The sequence below is a fragment of the Nostoc sp. ChiQUE01b genome (genome assembly GCF_034531255.1).
Classification (GTDB): Bacteria; Cyanobacteriota; Cyanobacteriia; order Cyanobacteriales; family Nostocaceae; genus Nostoc.
Genome location: NZ_JAVRBM010000023.1, coordinates 1 through 18976 on the forward strand (window position 1 = coordinate 1; position 18976 = coordinate 18976).

The 18976-nt window shown below is 43.0% G+C and carries 19 protein-coding genes and 2 pseudogenes; 13 read left to right on the forward strand and 8 right to left on the reverse strand.

Translation table 11 applies throughout. From position 1 onward, the window contains the following. Positions 1 to 116: 116 nt before the first annotated feature. From RMY63_RS16835 to RMY63_RS16850, 4 genes are all read right to left on the reverse strand, one after another. A complete protein-coding gene (locus tag RMY63_RS16835) occupies positions 117 to 713 on the reverse strand; it encodes a CPBP family intramembrane glutamic endopeptidase (RefSeq protein ID WP_322729796.1) in 597 nt (198 codons plus the stop codon). Between the two features lie 172 nt (positions 714 to 885). Continuing rightward, positions 886 to 1953 (reverse strand): DUF3326 domain-containing protein, encoded by a 1068-nt coding sequence (locus RMY63_RS16840; RefSeq protein WP_322729797.1) that lies wholly within the window; start codon positions 1951 to 1953, stop codon positions 886 to 888. Between the two features lie 102 nt (positions 1954 to 2055). After that, complete coding sequence (locus RMY63_RS16845) at positions 2056 to 2235, reverse strand: hypothetical protein (protein WP_322729798.1); 180 nt, start codon at positions 2233 to 2235, stop codon at positions 2056 to 2058. Positions 2236 to 2381: 146 nt separating this feature from the next. Continuing rightward, the gene (locus tag RMY63_RS16850; protein ID WP_322729799.1) at positions 2382 to 2702 is read right to left on the reverse strand and encodes a 2Fe-2S iron-sulfur cluster-binding protein; all 321 of its coding nucleotides are present in this window, start codon (positions 2700 to 2702) and stop codon (positions 2382 to 2384) included. Between the two features lie 196 nt (positions 2703 to 2898). Here RMY63_RS16850 and RMY63_RS16855 point away from each other — a divergent pair, with 196 nt between their 5' ends. The 3 genes and pseudogenes from RMY63_RS16855 to RMY63_RS16865 form a co-directional block, all read left to right on the forward strand. Beyond that, entirely contained in the window at positions 2899 to 3390 is a 492-nt protein-coding gene (locus RMY63_RS16855) for a hypothetical protein (RefSeq protein ID WP_322729872.1), read from the forward strand. A 3-nt stretch (positions 3391 to 3393) separates the two neighbouring features. After that, the gene (locus tag RMY63_RS16860) at positions 3394 to 4425 is read left to right on the forward strand and encodes a GUN4 domain-containing protein (RefSeq protein ID WP_322729800.1); all 1032 of its coding nucleotides are present in this window, start codon (positions 3394 to 3396) and stop codon (positions 4423 to 4425) included. A 217-nt stretch (positions 4426 to 4642) separates the two neighbouring features. Then, positions 4643 to 4765: pseudogene (locus RMY63_RS16865) on the forward strand (four helix bundle protein); the annotation flags it as partial. Positions 4766 to 4778: 13 nt separating this feature from the next. Here the strand turns inward: RMY63_RS16865 and RMY63_RS16870 are convergent. After that, positions 4779 to 5054 (reverse strand): hypothetical protein, encoded by a 276-nt coding sequence (locus tag RMY63_RS16870; protein WP_322729873.1) that lies wholly within the window; start codon positions 5052 to 5054, stop codon positions 4779 to 4781. A 302-nt stretch (positions 5055 to 5356) separates the two neighbouring features. On the opposite strand from RMY63_RS16870, the pseudogene RMY63_RS16875 reads away from it, so the two are divergent. From RMY63_RS16875 to RMY63_RS16885, 3 genes and pseudogenes are all read left to right on the forward strand, one after another. Further along, a pseudogene (locus RMY63_RS16875) lies at positions 5357 to 6247 on the forward strand (DUF4351 domain-containing protein). Positions 6248 to 6592: 345 nt separating this feature from the next. Next, positions 6593 to 9250 carry a bifunctional aconitate hydratase 2/2-methylisocitrate dehydratase gene (gene acnB, locus RMY63_RS16880; RefSeq protein ID WP_322729874.1) on the forward strand — a complete coding sequence of 886 codons (2658 nt, stop codon included), beginning with the start codon at positions 6593 to 6595 and terminating at the stop codon, positions 9248 to 9250. Between the two features lie 376 nt (positions 9251 to 9626). Continuing rightward, positions 9627 to 9929 carry a low temperature requirement protein A gene (locus tag RMY63_RS16885; RefSeq protein WP_322729801.1) on the forward strand — a complete coding sequence of 101 codons (303 nt, stop codon included), beginning with the start codon at positions 9627 to 9629 and terminating at the stop codon, positions 9927 to 9929. 194 nt (positions 9930 to 10123) lie between these two features. Here RMY63_RS16885 and RMY63_RS16890 read toward each other — a convergent pair whose 3' ends face one another. Further along, positions 10124 to 10501 (reverse strand): helix-turn-helix transcriptional regulator, encoded by a 378-nt coding sequence (locus tag RMY63_RS16890; protein ID WP_322729802.1) that lies wholly within the window; start codon positions 10499 to 10501, stop codon positions 10124 to 10126. Between the two features lie 80 nt (positions 10502 to 10581). On the opposite strand from RMY63_RS16890, the gene trxA reads away from it, so the two are divergent. The 5 genes from trxA (at position 10582) to RMY63_RS16915 (ending at position 15716) form a co-directional block, all read left to right on the forward strand. Continuing rightward, positions 10582 to 10905 carry a thioredoxin gene (trxA, locus tag RMY63_RS16895; protein ID WP_104906809.1) on the forward strand — a complete coding sequence of 108 codons (324 nt, stop codon included), beginning with the start codon at positions 10582 to 10584 and terminating at the stop codon, positions 10903 to 10905. A gap of 220 nt (positions 10906 to 11125) precedes the next feature. Continuing rightward, the gene (locus RMY63_RS16900; RefSeq protein ID WP_322729803.1) at positions 11126 to 11920 is read left to right on the forward strand and encodes an SDR family NAD(P)-dependent oxidoreductase; all 795 of its coding nucleotides are present in this window, start codon (positions 11126 to 11128) and stop codon (positions 11918 to 11920) included. A gap of 278 nt (positions 11921 to 12198) precedes the next feature. Continuing rightward, a complete protein-coding gene (locus tag RMY63_RS16905; RefSeq protein WP_322729804.1) occupies positions 12199 to 13311 on the forward strand; it encodes an alkene reductase in 1113 nt (370 codons plus the stop codon). A gap of 196 nt (positions 13312 to 13507) precedes the next feature. Beyond that, positions 13508 to 14173, forward strand: coding sequence for a nitroreductase family protein (locus tag RMY63_RS16910; protein ID WP_322729805.1), 666 nt, complete (start codon positions 13508 to 13510; stop codon positions 14171 to 14173). 244 nt (positions 14174 to 14417) lie between these two features. Next, a complete protein-coding gene (locus RMY63_RS16915; RefSeq protein ID WP_322729806.1) occupies positions 14418 to 15716 on the forward strand; it encodes an MFS transporter in 1299 nt (432 codons plus the stop codon). 58 nt (positions 15717 to 15774) lie between these two features. On the opposite strand, the gene RMY63_RS16920 is transcribed toward RMY63_RS16915, so the two are convergent. Continuing rightward, complete coding sequence (locus RMY63_RS16920; protein ID WP_322729807.1) at positions 15775 to 16014, reverse strand: bacteriocin; 240 nt, start codon at positions 16012 to 16014, stop codon at positions 15775 to 15777. 261 nt (positions 16015 to 16275) lie between these two features. On the opposite strand from RMY63_RS16920, the gene RMY63_RS16925 reads away from it, so the two are divergent. Beyond that, on the forward strand, positions 16276 to 17172 hold the full coding sequence (locus RMY63_RS16925; RefSeq protein WP_322729808.1) for an NAD(P)-dependent oxidoreductase: 897 nt from the start codon (positions 16276 to 16278) through the stop codon (positions 17170 to 17172). 56 nt (positions 17173 to 17228) lie between these two features. Beyond that, positions 17229 to 17387 (forward strand): methyltransferase, encoded by a 159-nt coding sequence (locus RMY63_RS16930; RefSeq protein ID WP_322729809.1) that lies wholly within the window; start codon positions 17229 to 17231, stop codon positions 17385 to 17387. 179 nt (positions 17388 to 17566) lie between these two features. Here the strand turns inward: RMY63_RS16930 and RMY63_RS16935 are convergent, their stop codons facing one another. After that, on the reverse strand, positions 17567 to 18868 hold the full coding sequence (locus RMY63_RS16935; RefSeq protein WP_322729810.1) for an adenylate/guanylate cyclase domain-containing protein: 1302 nt from the start codon (positions 18866 to 18868) through the stop codon (positions 17567 to 17569). Positions 18869 to 18976: the final 108 nt, after the last annotated feature.

Below are 18976 nucleotides of genomic sequence, written 5' to 3' on the forward strand. Positions count from 1 at the left end.
CTATGGAAGATGTGCTTCGCACAGCGTCCTAATCGCCTTGTCCGTTGCTATATTATGTGCGATTAAATAGCTAACAGCCATGAGCAATGCTCCCTAAGAAAGAGCAAGCTCAAGGTTTATTTTTTAATTGCCGCCAGTTGCCCCATTTTCCAGAAATAGCTAGAAATCCAATTGGTAATAATATGAGCCACAATCGGCACTAGCAAGTTGCCCGTGAGCAGAGCGCTATATGCCAATATCATCCCGACAATCGTGGCCCAAATTACATAAGGCCATTGTTGGGAACCGCTAAAATGCATAATCCCAAAGCAAAGACTGGATACAATTACAGCTGTAATATCGGAGCCTAAAGCTGGCAGCATCACACCCCTAAATAATAATTCTTCACTCAACCCTGGTAGCAACCCCAGCCAAATTAAATCTGGTAAAGCTAAAGGCTTCAGTACCACTTCTAGGTAATAATTTGCACTTTTACGATAGGCAGTCCACAGGCGATAAGTTAAGCCACTTAACGCAGTGATAACGAACCCCAACCCTACACCTAACAGCAACTCTCTTTGGTTAAAGTCCCAAGAAAATAGCGAAAAGTTGCCGAAGTATAATGAAAGTCTGGCGACTATCAACAAAATGATTGCAGTCGCTCCCATCGCCCCAAGTACTTGGATGCGCGTCAGGTATGGAATTTCTGGCTCTTGCTTTTGTTGTTCAATCACGGGTTTTAAGGGGGAGGGGGAGATGAGGCAGATATAGCAAAGTGCTGAGTGCTGAGTGCTGAGTGCTGAGTGCTGAGTAAAAACCCAGTAATTTCAAGGTTTTGAGCAATCACCAATGTCCTAACTGCCTTGGCGGTTGCTATAACAACTCATAACTCCTAACTCCTAACTCCTAACTTTTAATTACTGACTGCAAAGGTAATAATTTGGGACAAAGAGCAAAGGGATTGATGCCTGCTTTATGTGCTACTAATACACCTACTGCTTCTAAATATGAGTTTACCTGTATAGATTTGATCGCCAAGGATTCGGGAGGAACTTTTATCAGAGTTTTATTCTCTTCTACTGTAATTATTTGGCATCGTTTTTGGCTTAAACTCAATAAGGCACTGCTACCACAGGCAGTTGCAGGTACGATCGCAGCATCTACTTGATCTGCCCAAATATCTTCTTCCTCTGATACGATTGCTCCTCTCTCTATTATAAATTGTGGGGCACGACTTAATCCGACAAGGACGCAGGGCAAAAAGGTATAGCCCAATTCTTCGGCGGCGGAGCGGGGAGATAAATTAGGTTCTGGAGGTGCGCTCAAAAGGGCGGGAGAATGGGCGCAAGGAATTTGAAAGGTTCGCACTAGCAAATGACTAATTACGGCTTCTGCACCCGCTAGAGAATCTACGCCTTCACCGTGGCGATATTTTTGTACTGCCTCCTCATCCATATCATCGGGGAAACGGGCAACAACAGCGATCGCCTCTGCCCCCGCTTTTTTAATTAATATCTCAGCTGCCCGTAATAAGCTATCCGGGTTGCCAATTGTCCCCCAACTAGCTCCCGATGCTGTAGCCCGTAATTCTACATTTAATGGTGCATCACTGATTACATAATCTGTTAGGGTCAATCCCAGAGTTGCTCTGACTGCATCGGCGGCTTGTATATGTCGTAGCCGTAACTCTGGCTCAATGGCTTGGTCTAAAAGCAAACCTATTTTGTTGGTGCGGACTGGACGTAAACCCCAGCATCCAGAAGCGAATTTGTCAAGTCCGTAACCTTCAACATAGAAAGCGTTAGGGAGGTTCCAGTACAAACTTGCGCCATTCAGGACATTGGGGTGAGTAATTAGGCGATCGCAAACCTGTGCTATAACTTTGGCAACAGGCAAAGCATCTCCTGCATAACCCCCAATGGCAGCTCCAACGCCAGTTGGTACAATTAAGATAGCAGTGTATGGACGATTCATCTTACAGTTATGAGTGCTGAGTTATGAGTGATGAGTTTATGATTCACTTGCCATCAAATCCAAACTCCTAACTCCTAACTCCTAACTCCTAACTTCTAACTCCTAACTATTAACTGTAGTCACCACGGCTTCAACTGTAGCTTTTTGTTCGTCAACATCTACAGAGGTAACAGCCCAACGCAGGGGTTCGCCTTGTTTCTTCAACTCTGTTTCAATTGCTTGTAGTAATTCTGCGGGAGTTTCTTGTAAATCAATTTCTGCGGTAATAAAATGAGTCGTCATCTTGGTAAATCCTGTTGATTTGTAATTTCTAGAATAGCTGATATAAGTTGCGATAAATACATATGTAATTTATCAGATTTAGTAATCTGACTGAACAGTTATTCAGTTATGAATAATCATTCAATCTACTGATAACTGTTCGCTAGTTATTTACTTTTACCAAATTGCAACTGATAAACTACATCTTCTTTTTCTGTCTCAAGTTTCAAATCAGAAAGGGGTTTGGCAACACAAAGCAATACATAACCTTGCTTTTGCAAATCTGGACTAACGCCCATACCATCAGTTTGATCCACAGTTCCCTTAGATAGTTGACCAGCGCAAGTTGTGCAAACACCTGCATTACAAGAACTCGGCAGTTCCAAACCAGCAGCATCGGCAACTGATAAGATTGTTTCATCTTCAGGAACTTGCAAGGTATGAATTTTGCCTTGGTGATCAATTTCTACGGTGTAAATTTTGGGCATATACAAAATAAGCGTGATGCTACGGACAAATTTATTAGTTTATCTGAATTAGTTAAAAATATCCAGATGTTAGTATAAAAATTTAGATAAAAGATTGATAATTACAGCAACTAATTCTGAACAAGTTATAGATTAGTAACATTAATTACTATACAATACACAAATAAATTAGTTAAATTTGCTTACTATAAAAAATATGCGCGATCGCGTTTCTTTAGAGACTGTATCTGTAAGTCTGCCTTTTGGCATTGGTTCGATGTCTTGGAAAGTTGACACCACACAAAAGAAGGCGGCTTGGTCGCTTTATGTGGAATTGGTGACGCGCATTGCTGTACAACCATTGGAAGTTGACCAGGGTTTGGTACGGGAAGCTTTGAACTCTCTTTATAGTTTATTTGGCACAACCCGCGAAGTTCTCAAAGCCGCCGGGCCTGATGTGGGTGCTTCTCGTGATTCAGTGGGGGGAATTGCGATCGCTGTGTTGAATAATGGGTTAAGACCGTTTTTGGCTAAATGGCATCCGTTGTTGCAAGCGTGGGAAGCTAGACGACCTGTGGGGGTGAGTCCCAAGGAACATGAGCAGAGTTGGTCGGAGGAACCCAAGTTGCGAAGTGAGTTGGAAGTTTTGCGCGGTGGGTTGGAAGATTACGCCAAGGCGTTGGCAAAAATTGCTGGCGTGGAGGAGTGATAAATGCAACAGCCTATGTTTGATGTGTTTCTTGCTCACAATAGTTTGGATAAACCAGAAGTTCGAGTCATTGCAGCAGCCTTGAGACAGCGTAATTTAGAACCGTGGATAGATGATGACGAAATTCGACCAGGACGACCATTTCAAGATGAAATCCAACAGGCGATTCCACTAGTTAAATCTGCTGCTATCTTCTTTGGTGTGCGTGGTTTAGGACGTTGGCAAAGTTGGGAATTAAGATCCCTAATTAATCAGTGTGTCAAAAGAAATATTCCTGTAATTCCTGTCTTGCTTCCTGGTGTTGATCAGCTGCCTGAAAACTTACTTTTTTTAGAAGAATTTAGATGTGTTTGTTTCTCTGAAAGCATTGGTGATCAGCGTGCTTTATCTTTATTGGAATGGGGTATTACTGGGATAAAGCCAGGGAGACAGCTAAAAAATATATCAAACCAAGAACCAGCAACTACCCAGCCTCAATTTATTCAGACAGATGATTTATCCTCAGAAAAAGGCATAGATTACACCAGACTGCGCGACTTACTAGCAACAAAAAAATGGAAGGAAGCCGACGAAGAAACCTATCGGGTGATGATTCAGGCTGTAGGTAAAAAAGAAGGCCACTACTTCAGCAAAGACGAACTCTTAAATTTTCCTTGCACTGACTTACGCACAATTGATAGCTTATGGGTAAAACACAGCCGTGGACGCTTTGGCTTCAGCGTCCAGAAGGAAATTTACTTGGAGGTAGGCGGTAAAGCAGACGGCAAGTATTACGAGAAAGCCTGGAACAAGTTTAGCTATCGCGTAGGATGGAGAGTGAAAAATTATTGTATTTCTTCCTATTCGATAAGTTACCCAGAGGTCAAATTTAATACAGCCTCCTGTTCAGGACACCTCCCCCTTGGGTGGTTCGTTCTGAGAAGGGTGTTTGGGTTTAGAAGGGTGTTTGGGTTTCCGGTGAGATTGATGTGGTGGGGAGGGTGCAAGACGTCTACTGGGTTTCTCTTCTCTCGCATCGAGACTTGTAAACTATAACATTTAAGGCTTTCAGATATTTTTAAAGATTTATTACAAGCCCCTGATGGACGGTAGAATCAATATTTCAGAATTCTGATACCTGGCACGGTGCAATTCGCAATTCGCAATGACGCTTGCGGACTCGCTAACGCAATTCGCAATTTGCAATTTGTTTAGAGTAGAATAAATAACATTTAAGTCTGGTGAAAAGTATTATTAATTCAGACTCAAATGTATGAATCAAAATATTTCTATTAGCGATAGAACAAAAGCCTTAGCAATCAGGATAGTTAAAGCTTGTAGTTTCTTAGATGAAAAGCCTGGAGTTTGTCGAACATTATCAAATCAACTACTACGTATTTTATTAACATTCAACACTTTTGCCCTAAAGCATCCAACAAAGAATTTAGACCGTAAAACTCAATTTCGCCTTTCTCTAATAGCATCTGATCAAGTTTATTATAGAGTTCCTTGACTTGTGCAGAAAGCCGATCAATTCCACCATGCGCTTCTATAACATTTTTCAACGCCTTACTTAATATTTTTGGGTCGCCTTCTTCTAAAACAACTTCGATATAAGCTGCGGCTTCTAATGGATTTTTTAAATCTTGAATCAGTTTTTCATGATAGCTTGTACTTTTAGGCATCATCTCTACATGATTTAAGGCTGATTTTGCAGCTATGATGAGCTATTTTACTATAATAAACCCAAATAAATTAGTTAAATTTGCTTACTATAAATATGCGCGATCGCGGGCTATGTGCGATGTGTGACTTATTCTTAAAACCCCTCTCCCCGAAGCGAAGAGAGATTTTGAGTCTTACTTCTCTTCCTTGGAGGAGGGTTGGGGATTAGGTTTGAGAGAAAGTTGCACACCGCGTAGAATATAATATTACAGGTATAATAAAACTCTCCATTAACCCAGAACTTCCGCAATTTTAAAATTGAATGACCCGGTTTATACATGATAAATTTGCTAAAGACTATCTAGAAGAATTATTAAAAGATTACGGAGAGGTCAAAGCATCAGAAAAGGTATCAGGAGAGATTAAAGAAATAGATGTTTTATTCACTCCTACCAAACAGCAAAACTCTAATTTACAAATACTCGGTTTGTTAGGAAGATTGGCTGAACATCCTGCTATCATAGAACCCTTTCGCAATCCAGCTTCTACTGATGAAATCTGCGACTGTATTTTAAAATTATTAGAAATCAAGGCTCTCCTCCGACGAGAAGCTAAAGCCAATAAAACCAAACTTCAAAACTCATAAATTCCCAAATTGTGGGTTCTTACACCTACCATATCTGAAACTAGATTATCTAGCTTTGGAACTATGCCAAAAGCAGGTTGGTTATCAGGAGTGCATTTTCTGCCAGATGCCTTGCGAACAGCAATCGTAGCGATACACCAACTACCGCAAACACCGGAAACGTTATGGTTGAGGCTTTTAGGAAGGGGAAATGTGCAGTCACAAGCAATTATCGAGTTGCAAGCGTTACCATTAGATTATCCATACCAAAAAGCAACTCTTGAATTAGTTTACAACTTGCGCGAAAATTTGAGAGTAAACCAAGAATTAGAAGCAGACGATCGGGAGTTAATTATGCGACTAGAGCCACTTTATCAAAAAGATAGAGAACAAGCTGTACAGGAAGGAAATAAACAAGGAGAACAACGTTTGGTTATACGTCAACTCAATCGCCGTATTGGTGAGATTGATACATTATTAATCGAGCAAATTCAAGGTTTATCAATTGAACAATTAGAGAATTTAGGAGAAGCATTGCTAGATTTTTCTAGTGTCGCTAATTTAGAAACTTGGTTAAACCAACAATAAAGATAAATCATTATAGCTTTTGCTACATCATAGCCCCCTTACGAAAAGCGGACAGGCAGTTGGGGGTGGGGTTCTTTACCTACTCAACTAATCACCGCAAATTAGGATTAATTAATTTCTAACCAACTCGGATTCTACAGCAACCCTGTTTAGTGTTACTCGTATTCCATCAAAGTGTAAATATATTCGGTTGATGAAAACTATACCTTCAGTATAAAAAAACTTGCTAAGAACCGATTACCAGTAAGGCTTTTAGTAATAAAAGTAAGCTAAACTTTTATAGCCAAGTATTGCCTAAAAATATTTCATAATTAAAGGTAGAACATCCCAATGGAGAACATAAAAATGCTGGAATCATATCGTAAACACGTTGCCCAAAGAGCAGCACTCGGTATTCCCCCTTTACCATTGGATGCGAAGCAAACCTCAGAATTATGTGAATTACTGAAAAATCCGCCAAAGGGTCAAGAGGAGATATTATTACATTTATTGCGCGATCGCGTTTCTCCTGGTGTCGATCCAGCAGCTTATGTTAAAGCTGGATTTCTCACCGCGATTGCCAAAAAGGAAATCACCAGTCCCTTGGTTTCACGCATAGAAGCGGTGCAATTGCTGGGCACAATGGTAGGTGGTTACAATGTGCAAGCTTTAATCGATTTGCTGCAATGGCCCACTGTATCCGTCTCAGACTCATCTGAAACACCTCTGGTGATGGGTGGACAAGGAAAGGAACCCATCGCCGCCTACGCCGCCAACGCCTTAAGCAAAATCCTTTTGGTGTACGATGCCTTCCACGATATTTTAGAATTATCTAAAACCAATCCTTTCGCCAAACGGGTGATTAACTCTTGGGCGGAGGCTGAATGGTTTACCCTTCGCCCCACAGTACCAGAAGCGATTACTGTCACTGTTTTTAAAGTTCCTGGCGAAACCAATACCGACGATTTATCCCCCGCCCAAAGCGCCACAACTCGCCCAGATATTCCCTTACACGCTTTAGTGATGTTAGAGTCACGGCAACCGGGAAGCTTGGCAACCATTGCCGAACTGAAGAAAAAAGGGCATCCTGTAGCTTACGTAGGAGATGTAGTTGGTACTGGTTCCTCGCGGAAATCTGCCATCAACTCCGTATTGTGGCACATGGGAAATGATATACCTTTTGTGCCAAACAAACGCGCTGGGGGTTATGTTTTAGGTGGTGCGATCGCGCCAATTTTCTTTAACACAGCAGAAGATGCCGGTGCTTTGCCTATTCAGTGCGATGTCACCAAACTGGAAACTGGTATGGTAATTACCATCCATCCCTACAAAGACGAAATCACAAACGAAGCAGGCGAAGTCATTTCTACCTTTGCCCTCAAGCCTGACACCATCCTTGATGAAGTCCGCGCAGGTGGACGCATCCCCTTACTTATCGGCCGTACCCTCACCGACAAAACTCGTCTTGCACTTGGTTTAGAACCCAGTACCGTTTTTACCCGTCCCCAGCAAGCCATTGATACAGGTAAAGGCTACAGCCTAGCACAGAAAATGGTAGGTAAAGCTTGCGGATTACCTGGGGTGCGTCCCGGCACATCTTGCGAACCCATCATTACTACCGTTGGTTCTCAGGATACCACAGGCCCCATGACCCGCGACGAATTAAAAGAACTTGCCTGTCTTGGCTTCAGTGCAGACTTAGTGATACAAAGTTTCTGCCACACAGCAGCTTATCCCAAACCAGTAGACATCAAAACCCATCACGAACTCCCCGACTTTTTTGCTTCTCGTGGCGGTGTCGCCCTCCGTCCCGGTGATGGTATCATCCACTCCTGGTTAAACCGAATGCTGCTACCCGACACTGTGGGAACTGGCGGCGACTCTCACACCCGCTTCCCCTTGGGTATTTCCTTCCCCGCCGGTTCTGGGTTGGTAGCCTTTGCAGCCGCCTTGGGTGTCATGCCTTTAGATATGCCAGAGTCAGTTTTAGTAAGATTCAAAGGTGAATTGCAACCAGGTATCACCCTGCGGGATGTGGTGAATGCCATACCCTACGTAGCAATTCAAAAAGGTTTGCTGACAGCAGAGAAGCAGAACAAAAAAAATGTCTTCTCTGGGCGAATTATGGAAATAGAAGGTTTGCCAGATTTAAAAGTTGAACAAGCCTTTGAACTCACTGATGCTAGTGCAGAACGTTCTTGTGCAGGATGCACAATTAAGCTAAGTGTAGAAACAATTTCTGAATATCTGCGTTCTAACGTCGCGCTGCTGAAAAATATGATCGCACGGGGCTATCACGATCCGCGTACCATGCTGCGACGTGTGGCAAAGATGGAAGAATGGTTAGCAAATCCCGTGTTATTAGAAGGCGATACCGATGCCGAGTATGCCGAAATCATTGAAATTGATTTGAACGAAATCAAAGAACCAATTGTTGCTGCTCCCAATGACCCCGATAATGTTAAGTTATTATCGGAAGTTGCTAACGATCCAGTGCAAGAAGTATTCCTCGGTTCTTGTATGACAAATATCGGTCATTATCGGGCAACAGCGAAAGTTTTGGAAGGTGCAGGTGAAGTGAAAACTCGCCTGTGGATAGCACCACCAACCCGCATGGACGAACACCAATTAAAAGAAGAAGGTGTATACAGCATTTTTGGGGCTGCGGGTGCGCGTACAGAAATACCAGGATGCAGTTTGTGCATGGGTAATCAGGCGCGAGTTGCTGATGGCACAACAGTGTTTTCTACCTCTACCCGCAACTTCAATAATCGCATGGGTAAAGATGCACGAGTGTATCTTGGTTCAGCAGAATTAGCCGCAGTTTGTGCGCTGCTGGGACGGCTTCCCACAGTGCAAGAATATTTGGATATTGTGGCGAGTAGAATTCATCCTTTTGCAGATAATTTGTATCGGTATTTGAACTTCGATCAAATCGCCGGTTTTGAGGATGAAGGAAGGGTGATTGCCTTGGAAGATATGCCTAAAGTTGAGGATATTTTGGGTATGCCTGTAGCAAAATAAGTACATTCTGATATTTGTAGTGAGGGTAAAAACTCTTGCTACAAAATCATTATAATATCCTTCTACCTTGTCATAAAAATTACGTTGAGATAAGGCGTTGAGTTTTTTTGCCATACTTAAAAAGCACAGCAAATTTTACAAGAAAAGACCCGAAATCCTCTATTACTGAGGACATCGAGCCACTATAAATAGCGTCTATAATCCTAGCAAAGCACTCTTTCCTTGTCTAGGCAAGGATTACCTAATACCTCTTTGTGTGCTGTCTAAAGATTTTGGAGCATTTTGGCCTTTTCTTTCCTAGATTAAAATCAGGGGCTTGAAACCCGAATGAATTAATTTTCAATTACGTCCGCAATTGCGAATTGCGAATTGCGAATTGTTTCGGTCACGACTGCTAGTAAAAACGCCCGTTCATCCTTCCCATTTGCCAGAACGATTTGGCCTACTCACCTTAATTGTGTTGGGAGAAGCGATCATCTCAGTAGCAACCGGAACAGCAAATTTGAATGGGAATGTCGTACCAATTCTGGCAGCCGTAGGCGGATTTGCGATCGCGGCGAGTTTATGGTGGCTATACTTTAGCTTTCTTGAATCCGCAATCCGTATTCGCGGTATTGCCTCAGTACATCTTTATCGAGAGTTTTTTGATCGCAGCTTTGGTTGTGAAAGTGAGTGTTGATATTTTCAGTGCCCCTCCATCACCAGAAGCCAGCCAGGATGAGGATAGTGCCGAACTGTAAAAGGGATTGGGGAACACGTGGCGCTCTCTGGGGATAAGAGGTAATCGAAACTAGAGTTCAGGAAATTTATCCGTTGACGCAGGCTGTTATTGAGCAGGGGGAGAGAAAAAAGGTCTATCTGAACCCTATTGTGTTAACGCACTCTACTAATATTATCGGAGAATTTATTTTTTGGAATTTCCTTAGTACTCGCGGGTTCAACAGGCAATGGTTGAGCCGCTTTCAACACCGCATCCAGCAATCCTGGAAACAGTACCTCTAAATCTTCACGCCGCAGTATGTTAATGTGCAGTGTCCCTTCTTTGCGTGTAAAGACTATCCCCGACTCCCGCAAAATCTTGAAGTGATTGGACATGGTAGACTTAGCGATCGCAAAATCAAATTTGGCACAGCATTGTTCCCCCTCAGTCGCCAACAGCCGCACAATCTCTAGCCGCACCGGATCGCCCAATGCATACAATACGCCCGGTAAAGAAATATTTTTTCTATCTGGATGATAAAGGAATCTCATAGTTGCATTATCTCATCAAGTGGCATATATTTTTATTATTCGATATTATCGAATAATAGAATTAAGTAGGAAGGCAATTTATGTCATCCATTACAAACGTCACAGAAGCCACATTCAAGCAAGAAGTCTTGGAAAGTGAAATTCCGGTATTAGTGGACTTTTGGGCACCGTGGTGCGGCCCTTGCCGGATGGTGGGCCCAGTCGTCGATGAAGTTGCTACTGAATACGAAGGACAGGTGAAATTTGTGAAGTTGAACACAGATCAAAATCCTACTGTCGCTAGCCACTATGGAATTCGCAGCATTCCGACATTGATGGTTTTTAAAGGAGGTCGCCAGGTCGATACTGTCGTCGGGGCAGTCCCAAAAACTACCTTGAATAAGACCTTAGCACAGCATCTTTAGTTTAAGTTAAGGGGATTAGGGCTGGGGGCTGGGGACTGGGGACTGGGGAGGGACTTCTTGAATATTCTTTGTCCCCCTTGTCCTTCTAAAGTTCTGAGCGCCGACTTCCGGCGCTTAGACCTTTCTCCTTGTCCTTCTCCCATTCTCCCTAGTCCCCAGTACCCAGTACCCAATCCCCAATCCCAGATCATTCTGTTTCTACCAACAGGGAAAGAGCGAAATGGACTTGAAATTGCATGGTAAATCCGCCCTAGTCAGTGGCTCAACCGCAGGTATTGGAATGGCCGTCGCTCTTGGGCTAGCTCAAGAGGGTGCATCAGTGATTGTCAACGGTCGGTCTGAAGAACGAGTAGCTCAAGCGATCGCCAAAATTAAGCATTTTACACCCGACGCGAAAGTTTCTGGTGTTGTTGCTGACGCAGGCACTGCATCAGGGGTAGAAAAACTCATTCAAGAGGTTCCTGATGTTGATATACTCATAAACAATCTGGGTATTTATGAGCCAAAAACCTTCTTTGATATTACTGATGAAGACTGGTTAAAGATATTTGAGGTGAACGTCCTCAGTGGAATCCGTTTGAGTCGGCAATATCTGCAAAAGCAGCTAGAGCAAAATTGGGGGCGGATAATTTTCATCTCTAGTGAATCTGCTATTCAGATCCCAGTGGAAATGATTCACTACGGCACAACTAAGACGGCACAACTTGCCATTGCTAGAGGTTTAGCAGAAATGACTATTGGGACTGGAGTCACAGTAAACTCAGTTCTACCAGGGCCAACTCGCTCAGAAGGAGTTGAAGATTTTATCAACAACCTCGCGCAGGAACGCGGTATTACTCGCGCTGACGTTGAAGCTGAATTTTTTCAAAATGTGCGTCCAAGTTCCTTAATCAAACGCTTTGCAACTAATGAAGAAGTAGCAGCGATCGTAGTTTACCTTTCTAGTCCCGTAGCATCAGCAACTAATGGTGCAGCTTTGCGGGTAGATGGTGGCGTTATTCGGTCGATTGTTTAGTTAATGCGTTTTGTAGGGGATTGGGGACTGGGGATTGGGGACTAGTACCGCTGCGCGGAAGTCAAAAGTCAAAAGTTAAAAGTCAAAAGAATTGTATTTTCGGCTTTTGCGCCATTTTGAATGGTCTGCTTATTTTCGGCGTGCTGTACTAGGGACTGAATTCTTCTTATCAGTACCCAGTACCCTATTGCCAATGCCCAATGCGCAATGCCCAATGACTAATGACTAATGACCAATGACCAATGACCAATGACTAAAATAATTTGGAGACACAACCAATGAGTACTAATATCAACTTATTCTCTCCTTACCAATTAGGAAATCTGGAACTACCTAACCGGATAGTGATGGCACCCTTAACCCGAAACAGGGCAGGTGAGGGAAACGTACCACACCAACTGAATGCTACTTACTACGTCCAACGTGCTTCCGCTGGACTGATTATTTCTGAAGCAACACAGGTAACTCCTGAAGGACAGGGCTATCCTGCAACACCAGGAATTCATTCATCAGAACAGGTGGAGGGATGGAAATTAGTAACCGATGCCGTACATCAGCATGGAGGCAGAATTTTTCTGCAACTATGGCATGTAGGCAGGATTTCTCACCCTGATTTACAACCGAATGGAGTTTTACCTGTGGCACCTTCTGCCATTGCTCCTAAAGGTGATGCTGCAACTTATGAGGGGCCAAAACCCTTTGTTACTCCCCGTGCTTTAGAAACTTCGGAAATACCGCAGATAGTTGAACAGTACCGTCAGGGAGCGACAAATGCCCTAGCGGCTGGGTTTGATGGCGTGGAAATTCACTCGGCTAATGGTTATTTAATAGATCAGTTTCTCCGGGATGGTACGAATCAACGCACAGATAAATATGGAGGTGACATTGAAAATCGTGCCCGATTCTTGTTGGAGGTGACAGAGGCAGTAACTAGTGTGTGGGATTCTAACCGAGTTGGGGTACGTTTCTCTCCTAGTGGGACTTTTAACGATATGCGTGACTCCAATCCCCTAGAGACATTCGGTTATGCCGCTCAAGCGTTAAACCAGTTTAATTTGGCATATCTGCATATTTATGAGGCAACAGAGGCAGATATTAGACATGGCGGGATAATAGTACCCACTAGTTATATACGCGATCGCTTTACAGGTACTCTCATCGTCAATGGCGGTTATACTCGTGAAAAAGGCGATGCAGTACTGGCAAACAAAGCAGCAGATTTAGTTGCCTTTGGCACATTATTTATATCAAATCCCGATTTACCCCGACGCTTGGCTTTGAATGCACCACTAAATCAACCAAATCAAGCAAGCTTTTATGGTGGCGATGAAAAGGGATATACAGACTATCCATTTTGGTCAGCTGCTAACGAGCCAGTAGCTAATGCGTAATTCGTAATTCGTAATTCGTAATTCGTAATTCGTAATTATGACCTTACGACTGTCTCTTAGGTGTGTTGTAGGCAAGTTGTTTGTTCTGAAACAAGGAATGAAGAAATAATTTTTGTTTTTGTTTCATGAATAAATAAATTCGCTTGTATGCTAATTACGAATTATTTGGTCATAATCCAACTATCAGGAGAATCTCATGAGTTCCATCATCCAAACCCAACCTTTAGATGTACCCAGTGCGATCGCTAAACGTCGTTCTATCAAAACTTTTAAAACAGACCCCATCCCCCCAGAACTGCTCAAGCAATTGGTAGAGTTAACCGTAGCAGCGCCCAGCAGTTTCAATATTCAGGACTGGCAAATTATTCTCGTGCAAGATGAGGCGCAAAAGGCAGCCTTATCAGCAGCAGCTTGGAATCAACAACAAATTGTCCAAGCACCAGTTACCTTTGTTTTTGCTGCCGATGCGAGTGCATCTGAAAAAAACTTGAACCCGATAATTGAACAGGCTCTTGCAACTGGGGCATGGAATGAAAGCACAGCTAATTATTTTAAAACTGCTATTCCGCAATTTCAAGAGACACTGGGAGACAAACAACGGGAGTATGCGATCAAAGATGCGATTATCGCTGCTACCCATTTAGTATTAGCAGCTGAAAGTCTGGGTTTATCTACCTGTTTTATGAATGGTTGGCTTGAAGACAAGGTAAAAGAAGTGATTGGTGCAGGAGATAATCTAGATTTAGCGATCGCTGTTTTAGTTCCTGTTGGCTATGCAGCCGAACCACGCTTAAATCCAGGTCGTTTGCCATTCTCCTCCAACGTCTCTGTAGACAGAATCGGTAATCCTTATGCAGGGTAGTTCTCTCTAAATTGGGAATGGGGAATAGGGAATAGGGAATAGGGAATGAGTCTTTGATACTCGCCGACGAGTGTTTAATACTCGTGAATGAGTCTTTTATACTCGCCGACGAGTCTTTGATACTCGCCAACGAGTCTTTGATACTCGTGAATGAGTCTTTGATACTCGTGAATGAGTTTTTGAACCTGCTCCCCCTGCTTCCCCTGCTCCCCCATCTCCCCCTGCCCCCCACTCCCCGCTCATCATGTCCTTACCCTCCTTCCTAGCGCGTCGTTCATTCCACTATGGCTGGATCGTCGCGGGTTTAACATTCCTAGCCTTGCTGGTGGCAGCCGGAATCCGCTCTGCTCCTGGAGTTTTTATAGTGCCTCTCGAACACGAGTTTGGCTGGAGTAGAGCAACTATATCTTTGGCAATCTCCATTAACTTAGTACTCTACGGATTAATTGGCCCTTTTGCTGCCACAGTTATGGAGCGAATCGGCATTCGCCGGATGATGGTGTTCTCACTTGCTGTCATTGCACTCGGTGTCGGTTTAACCACTTTCATGTCAGCTTCCTGGCAACTAATCTTGCTGTGGGGTGTAGTTGTCGGTTGTGGTAGCGGAGTTATCGCCCTGGTTTTGGGTGCTATTGTCGTCAATCGCTGGTTTTTGGAAAAGCGGGGTCTAGTTCTGGGCATCTTAACCGCCAGTACAGCCACTGGGCAACTAGTGTTTCTGCCGATGCTGGCCTCAATAGCCGATCGCTTTGGATGGCGCACTGCGGCTCTGGCTCTGACTGGTGCGGCACTTCTTATTATTCCAGCGATCGCAGTCTTTATGCGCGATCGTCCGGCTGATGTTGGTTTGCGAGCCTTTGGCGACAACAGCGAAACTGTGGAAGTGTTACAGCCCAAAGTAAATTCCATTACCTCCACTCTTAACGCCCTCTGGCTAGGAATGCGTAATCGAGACTTCTGGCTGTTATTTGGTAGCTTTTTTATCTGTGGCGCAAGCACAAATGGGTTAATTGGAACTCATTTAATTCCTGCTTGTATTGACCACAATATACCTGAAGTCAAAGCTGCTGGGCTTTTGGCCATCATGGGACTATTCGATTTTTTTGGAACTACTATGTCTGGTTGGCTATCTGACCGTTGGAATAATCGCTACTTATTGTTTTGGTACTACGGATTGCGGGGTCTATCTTTGATTTTCTTGCCATTCAGTTTTAACTTTTCCTTCTATGGACTTTCCATTTTCGCAGTCTTCTATGGACTTGATTGGATTGCGACCGTACCACCAACAGTCCGTCTTGTTGCCAACGTCTTCGGTAAAGAAAATGTCGGCGTGATGTTCGGTTGGATTGTCGCAGGACACCAGGTTGGTGCAGCGACAGCAGCATTTGGAGCCGGAGTGTTGAGAACTTGGACTGGTAGTTATTTACAAGCGTTTATTTTATCAGGCGTTCTCTGTCTGATTGCCGCAGTTTGTGTATTGCAAATTGGTCAAACTCCCAGTAAGGGACTTCCAGAGAATAAAATATACAATTATTTAAAATAATAATCATTCTTAGGTACTGTATATTTTAATTTCTGCAAGTCCCAAAACTAGTCTCAACTCAAGATTTTACAGTCCCATAAGCTGCTCCCAGTGCTGAAAATACCATTGCTGAGGCTGAACCCATTACGCCAAAAAAGGGACCGTATATTGGTGTTAAAGAATCGTCCGTTACACTTGCCTGTACTGTTACTCCGCCTTTCACTTGCGTTAATTCCTCATCTGAAAGTTCTTCAAATTCTAGAGCTTCTATATTTTCGATGTTGAGGGTTTTTGATTTGAGTTTATTGATATTCAGCATAATTAAGCTGCGTTTAATGCATTATTAACTGTATATTAAATGTAGCAACTGATAGTAAAAAATCAAAGTAAAAACAAAAATATCGTACTTTCACTAACGGGGATTATTAGCATCAATAGACTTCTTGCAAAAATAAATTATGGTCGGTGACGACGATTATTCTTGAGTAGTTGGGTAGAGCTGCATTCAGGACATTTCATTTGTCCATTATTGCACTCATTTCATTACTTTTTCAGCAATACCGTAAAGATAAAACTTTCCATGCCTATCGAAACTATTGGTATTTTAAGTCCGGGTGATATGGGACAAGCGATCGCAGCTGTTCTCAATCAACATGGATTAAAAACTATTGCCGCCCTAAACGATCGCAGCGAACGAACTCGGCAATTAGCAGCCGCAGCCAACATCCAAGATGTGGGTTCCCTCACACAATTAGTAATTGAATCTGATGTAGTGCTGTCAGTTCTAGTCCCCGCAGCGGCTACCCAAGCAGCGAAGCAAGTAGCTGAGGCAATGGGCAATGTGGATAAATCCATTCTCTACGTTGACTGTAATGCGATCGCACCCCAAAAAGTTATAAATATCGGTCAACTCATTGAATCAGTTGGGGGAACATTCGTAGATGCATCAATTATTGGCCCACCGCCGCGAGTTCCCAATCGCACCCGCATTTACACTTCAGGAAAACAAGCCAGTCAACTCCTACAACTGCGAGATTATGGCTTAGATGTGCGGGTGATTGGTGATGAAATTGGTCAGGCTTCCGGGTTGAAAATGTCCTACGCCGCTCTGACAAAAGGACTTACAGCAATTGGCACAGAATTACTAATTGCAGCCCATCGTTTAGGTTTGGATAAAGAACTATGGGATGAAATATCTAGTAGTCAAAAAGAACTTGCTAGCATCTTAACCCGTTCCATTCCATCAATGACACCGAAAGCCCATCGTTGGATAGGAGAAATGGAAGAAATTGCCCAAACCTTTAAAGAGTTGGGTCTAACTGAGCGCATTTTTGACGGAGCAGCTGACGTTTATCGTTTGGTGAAAGACACCTCCTTGGGTAAGGAAACACCAGAAGAGTCTAATCGCGATCGCCCCTTGGATGAAATCATTACAATCCTCTCCAATGAAGCAAGCTCTGATATCATGTCTGGTTAAAGACTTATCATAGCAAGGGACTGGGGACTGCTGATAATGTCGTGCGTAACGGAGCAGTGATTGATCCTGCCAGCAACGATGCTAGCGTTCAGGGGGTGCGTCACTTCAACGAACTGCTTGCCTCTGAGCCGCGTGTCAGCGCCACAGCAATCCAGACCGTGGGTAGTAAAGGATACGACGGCTTTGCGATCGCGATCGTCACCGCCGACGAATAATCCGAACATGATATGAGCCTTCAACTAGCGCTTTTAGGCGCAAGCTAACGAATAAACTCATTTCCTGTTCCCTGGTTTCTTGAAAGACCCTTACTGTTGTGTTAGCTTCCCGCAGAGTACGGAAGTTCAGTAACTCAAAATCATCCTGCCCCCTGCCCCCACATCCTAAATAGCTTTTATTAAGCTTTTAAATTAATTCCCTTGAGTATATAAGTCATCATTTCACCTTTACCTTTAATCTGAATTAAACCTCGTTTATCCAATAAATACTTATCCTTTAAAAGCTGATAACTTGCTTCACAAACCTGGATACTACCTGCAATACCATGTGATTCCATTCTACTAGCTATATTGACTGTATCTCCCCAAAGGTCGTAGGCAAACTTTTTCAGCCCAATCACTCCTGCTACTACTGGCCCTGTACTAATGCCAATACGGATGCTAAAGGATTGGTTATTTTCTTCGTTAAAAGTAGCTACAGCATTTTGCATATCCAAAGCCATGTTAGCTATTGCTGGAGCATGGTTATTAGACTGATTTGGCAACCCAGCAACAGCCATATACGCATCGCCAATGGTCTTGATTTTCTCTACTCCATGACGTTCTGCTAATTGGTCAAATAGACAGAATATTGTATTTAATAACTCGACTAATTCTGCGGGGGAAGTGTGAGATGAAAGCTCTGTAAAGCCAACAATATCAGCAAATAGCACCGTCACTTCCAGAAAGTTATCGGCAATAGTTGTCGGCTGTTGTTTTAATTGTTCTGCAATCATCTCTGGCAGAATATTTAGTAGTAGCCTTTCTGATTTGTGCTGCGCTAACTCCATTGCTTTGCGGGCGTAAAACTCTTTTTTTCGTAACCGTTCGTATAAATAGACAGAGAAAACACAAATTATGCAAGTCCAAAAAAAATATAATCCTTGCTCAACATAAAAAGCTGATGGATTTTTCAAGATGGGGCTATATAAAATATATAAAATTAAATAACAAAGTATTGTTCCAAGTTGAGATATTAAATGTATCCACCATTGAACTGGAATGATTGTAGCCTGAGTGAGAAACATCAAAGTCCAAATATTGCTTCTCGGTTCTAAATTATTGAACAGCAAAGCTATATCAATTTGGACAGCACAAGTTACAGACCAGGATAAACTCAAAAAAATTAAATCAGGATAGCGGCGGCCGATAGGAGTTTTGCATAAACCCCAACAGATAAGAGTGAATAATTCCACTACAATACCAATTTTAAAAGCGTATATCTTACCTTCTAATTGTGAATTTACCCAAAGAAAAAAAGCAATTAAAGTCAAGCCAGCTATCAATATAATCTGCGCCTGCAATTGCAGCCGTTTCAGCAAAAAGCTCTGTCGCTGTTCTTTGTAGGATTCGGCAAAGTTATTGTTGGTTTGCCGATAAGACATTCCGTGACTAATGAGTGCATCTAGTTGGGTTTTATCTGAGTTACTTGGATTAATCATGCACTTTTTGCGTTATTAGTAATCAATAGAGTGGGGAGTGGGGAGTGGGGAATGGGGACTGGGGACTAGATACTAGATACTAGATACTAGATACCAAGTACTGAGGAC

What these genes read in the sequence shown, in the direction of transcription:
- RMY63_RS16840 (WP_322729797.1), bottom strand. Translation starts at nt 1,953, where the DNA reads ATGAATCGTCCATACACTGCTATCTTAATTGTACCAACTGGCGTTGGA.
- RMY63_RS16845 (WP_322729798.1), bottom strand. Translation starts at nt 2,235, where the DNA reads ATGACGACTCATTTTATTACCGCAGAAATTGATTTACAAGAAACTCCC.
- RMY63_RS16850 (WP_322729799.1), bottom strand. Translation starts at nt 2,702, where the DNA reads ATGCCCAAAATTTACACCGTAGAAATTGATCACCAAGGCAAAATTCAT.
- RMY63_RS16855 (WP_322729872.1), top strand. Translation starts at nt 2,899, where the DNA reads ATGCGCGATCGCGTTTCTTTAGAGACTGTATCTGTAAGTCTGCCTTTT.
- RMY63_RS16860 (WP_322729800.1), top strand. Translation starts at nt 3,394, where the DNA reads ATGCAACAGCCTATGTTTGATGTGTTTCTTGCTCACAATAGTTTGGAT.
- RMY63_RS16870 (WP_322729873.1), bottom strand. Translation starts at nt 5,054, where the DNA reads ATGCCTAAAAGTACAAGCTATCATGAAAAACTGATTCAAGATTTAAAA.
- acnB (WP_322729874.1), top strand. Translation starts at nt 6,593, where the DNA reads ATGCTGGAATCATATCGTAAACACGTTGCCCAAAGAGCAGCACTCGGT.
- RMY63_RS16890 (WP_322729802.1), bottom strand. Translation starts at nt 10,501, where the DNA reads ATGAGATTCCTTTATCATCCAGATAGAAAAAATATTTCTTTACCGGGC.
- trxA (WP_104906809.1), top strand. Translation starts at nt 10,582, where the DNA reads ATGTCATCCATTACAAACGTCACAGAAGCCACATTCAAGCAAGAAGTC.
- RMY63_RS16900 (WP_322729803.1), top strand. Translation starts at nt 11,126, where the DNA reads ATGGACTTGAAATTGCATGGTAAATCCGCCCTAGTCAGTGGCTCAACC.
- RMY63_RS16905 (WP_322729804.1), top strand. Translation starts at nt 12,199, where the DNA reads ATGAGTACTAATATCAACTTATTCTCTCCTTACCAATTAGGAAATCTG.
- RMY63_RS16910 (WP_322729805.1), top strand. Translation starts at nt 13,508, where the DNA reads ATGAGTTCCATCATCCAAACCCAACCTTTAGATGTACCCAGTGCGATC.
- RMY63_RS16915 (WP_322729806.1), top strand. Translation starts at nt 14,418, where the DNA reads ATGTCCTTACCCTCCTTCCTAGCGCGTCGTTCATTCCACTATGGCTGG.
- RMY63_RS16920 (WP_322729807.1), bottom strand. Translation starts at nt 16,014, where the DNA reads ATGCTGAATATCAATAAACTCAAATCAAAAACCCTCAACATCGAAAAT.
- RMY63_RS16925 (WP_322729808.1), top strand. Translation starts at nt 16,276, where the DNA reads ATGCCTATCGAAACTATTGGTATTTTAAGTCCGGGTGATATGGGACAA.
- RMY63_RS16935 (WP_322729810.1), bottom strand. Translation starts at nt 18,868, where the DNA reads ATGATTAATCCAAGTAACTCAGATAAAACCCAACTAGATGCACTCATT.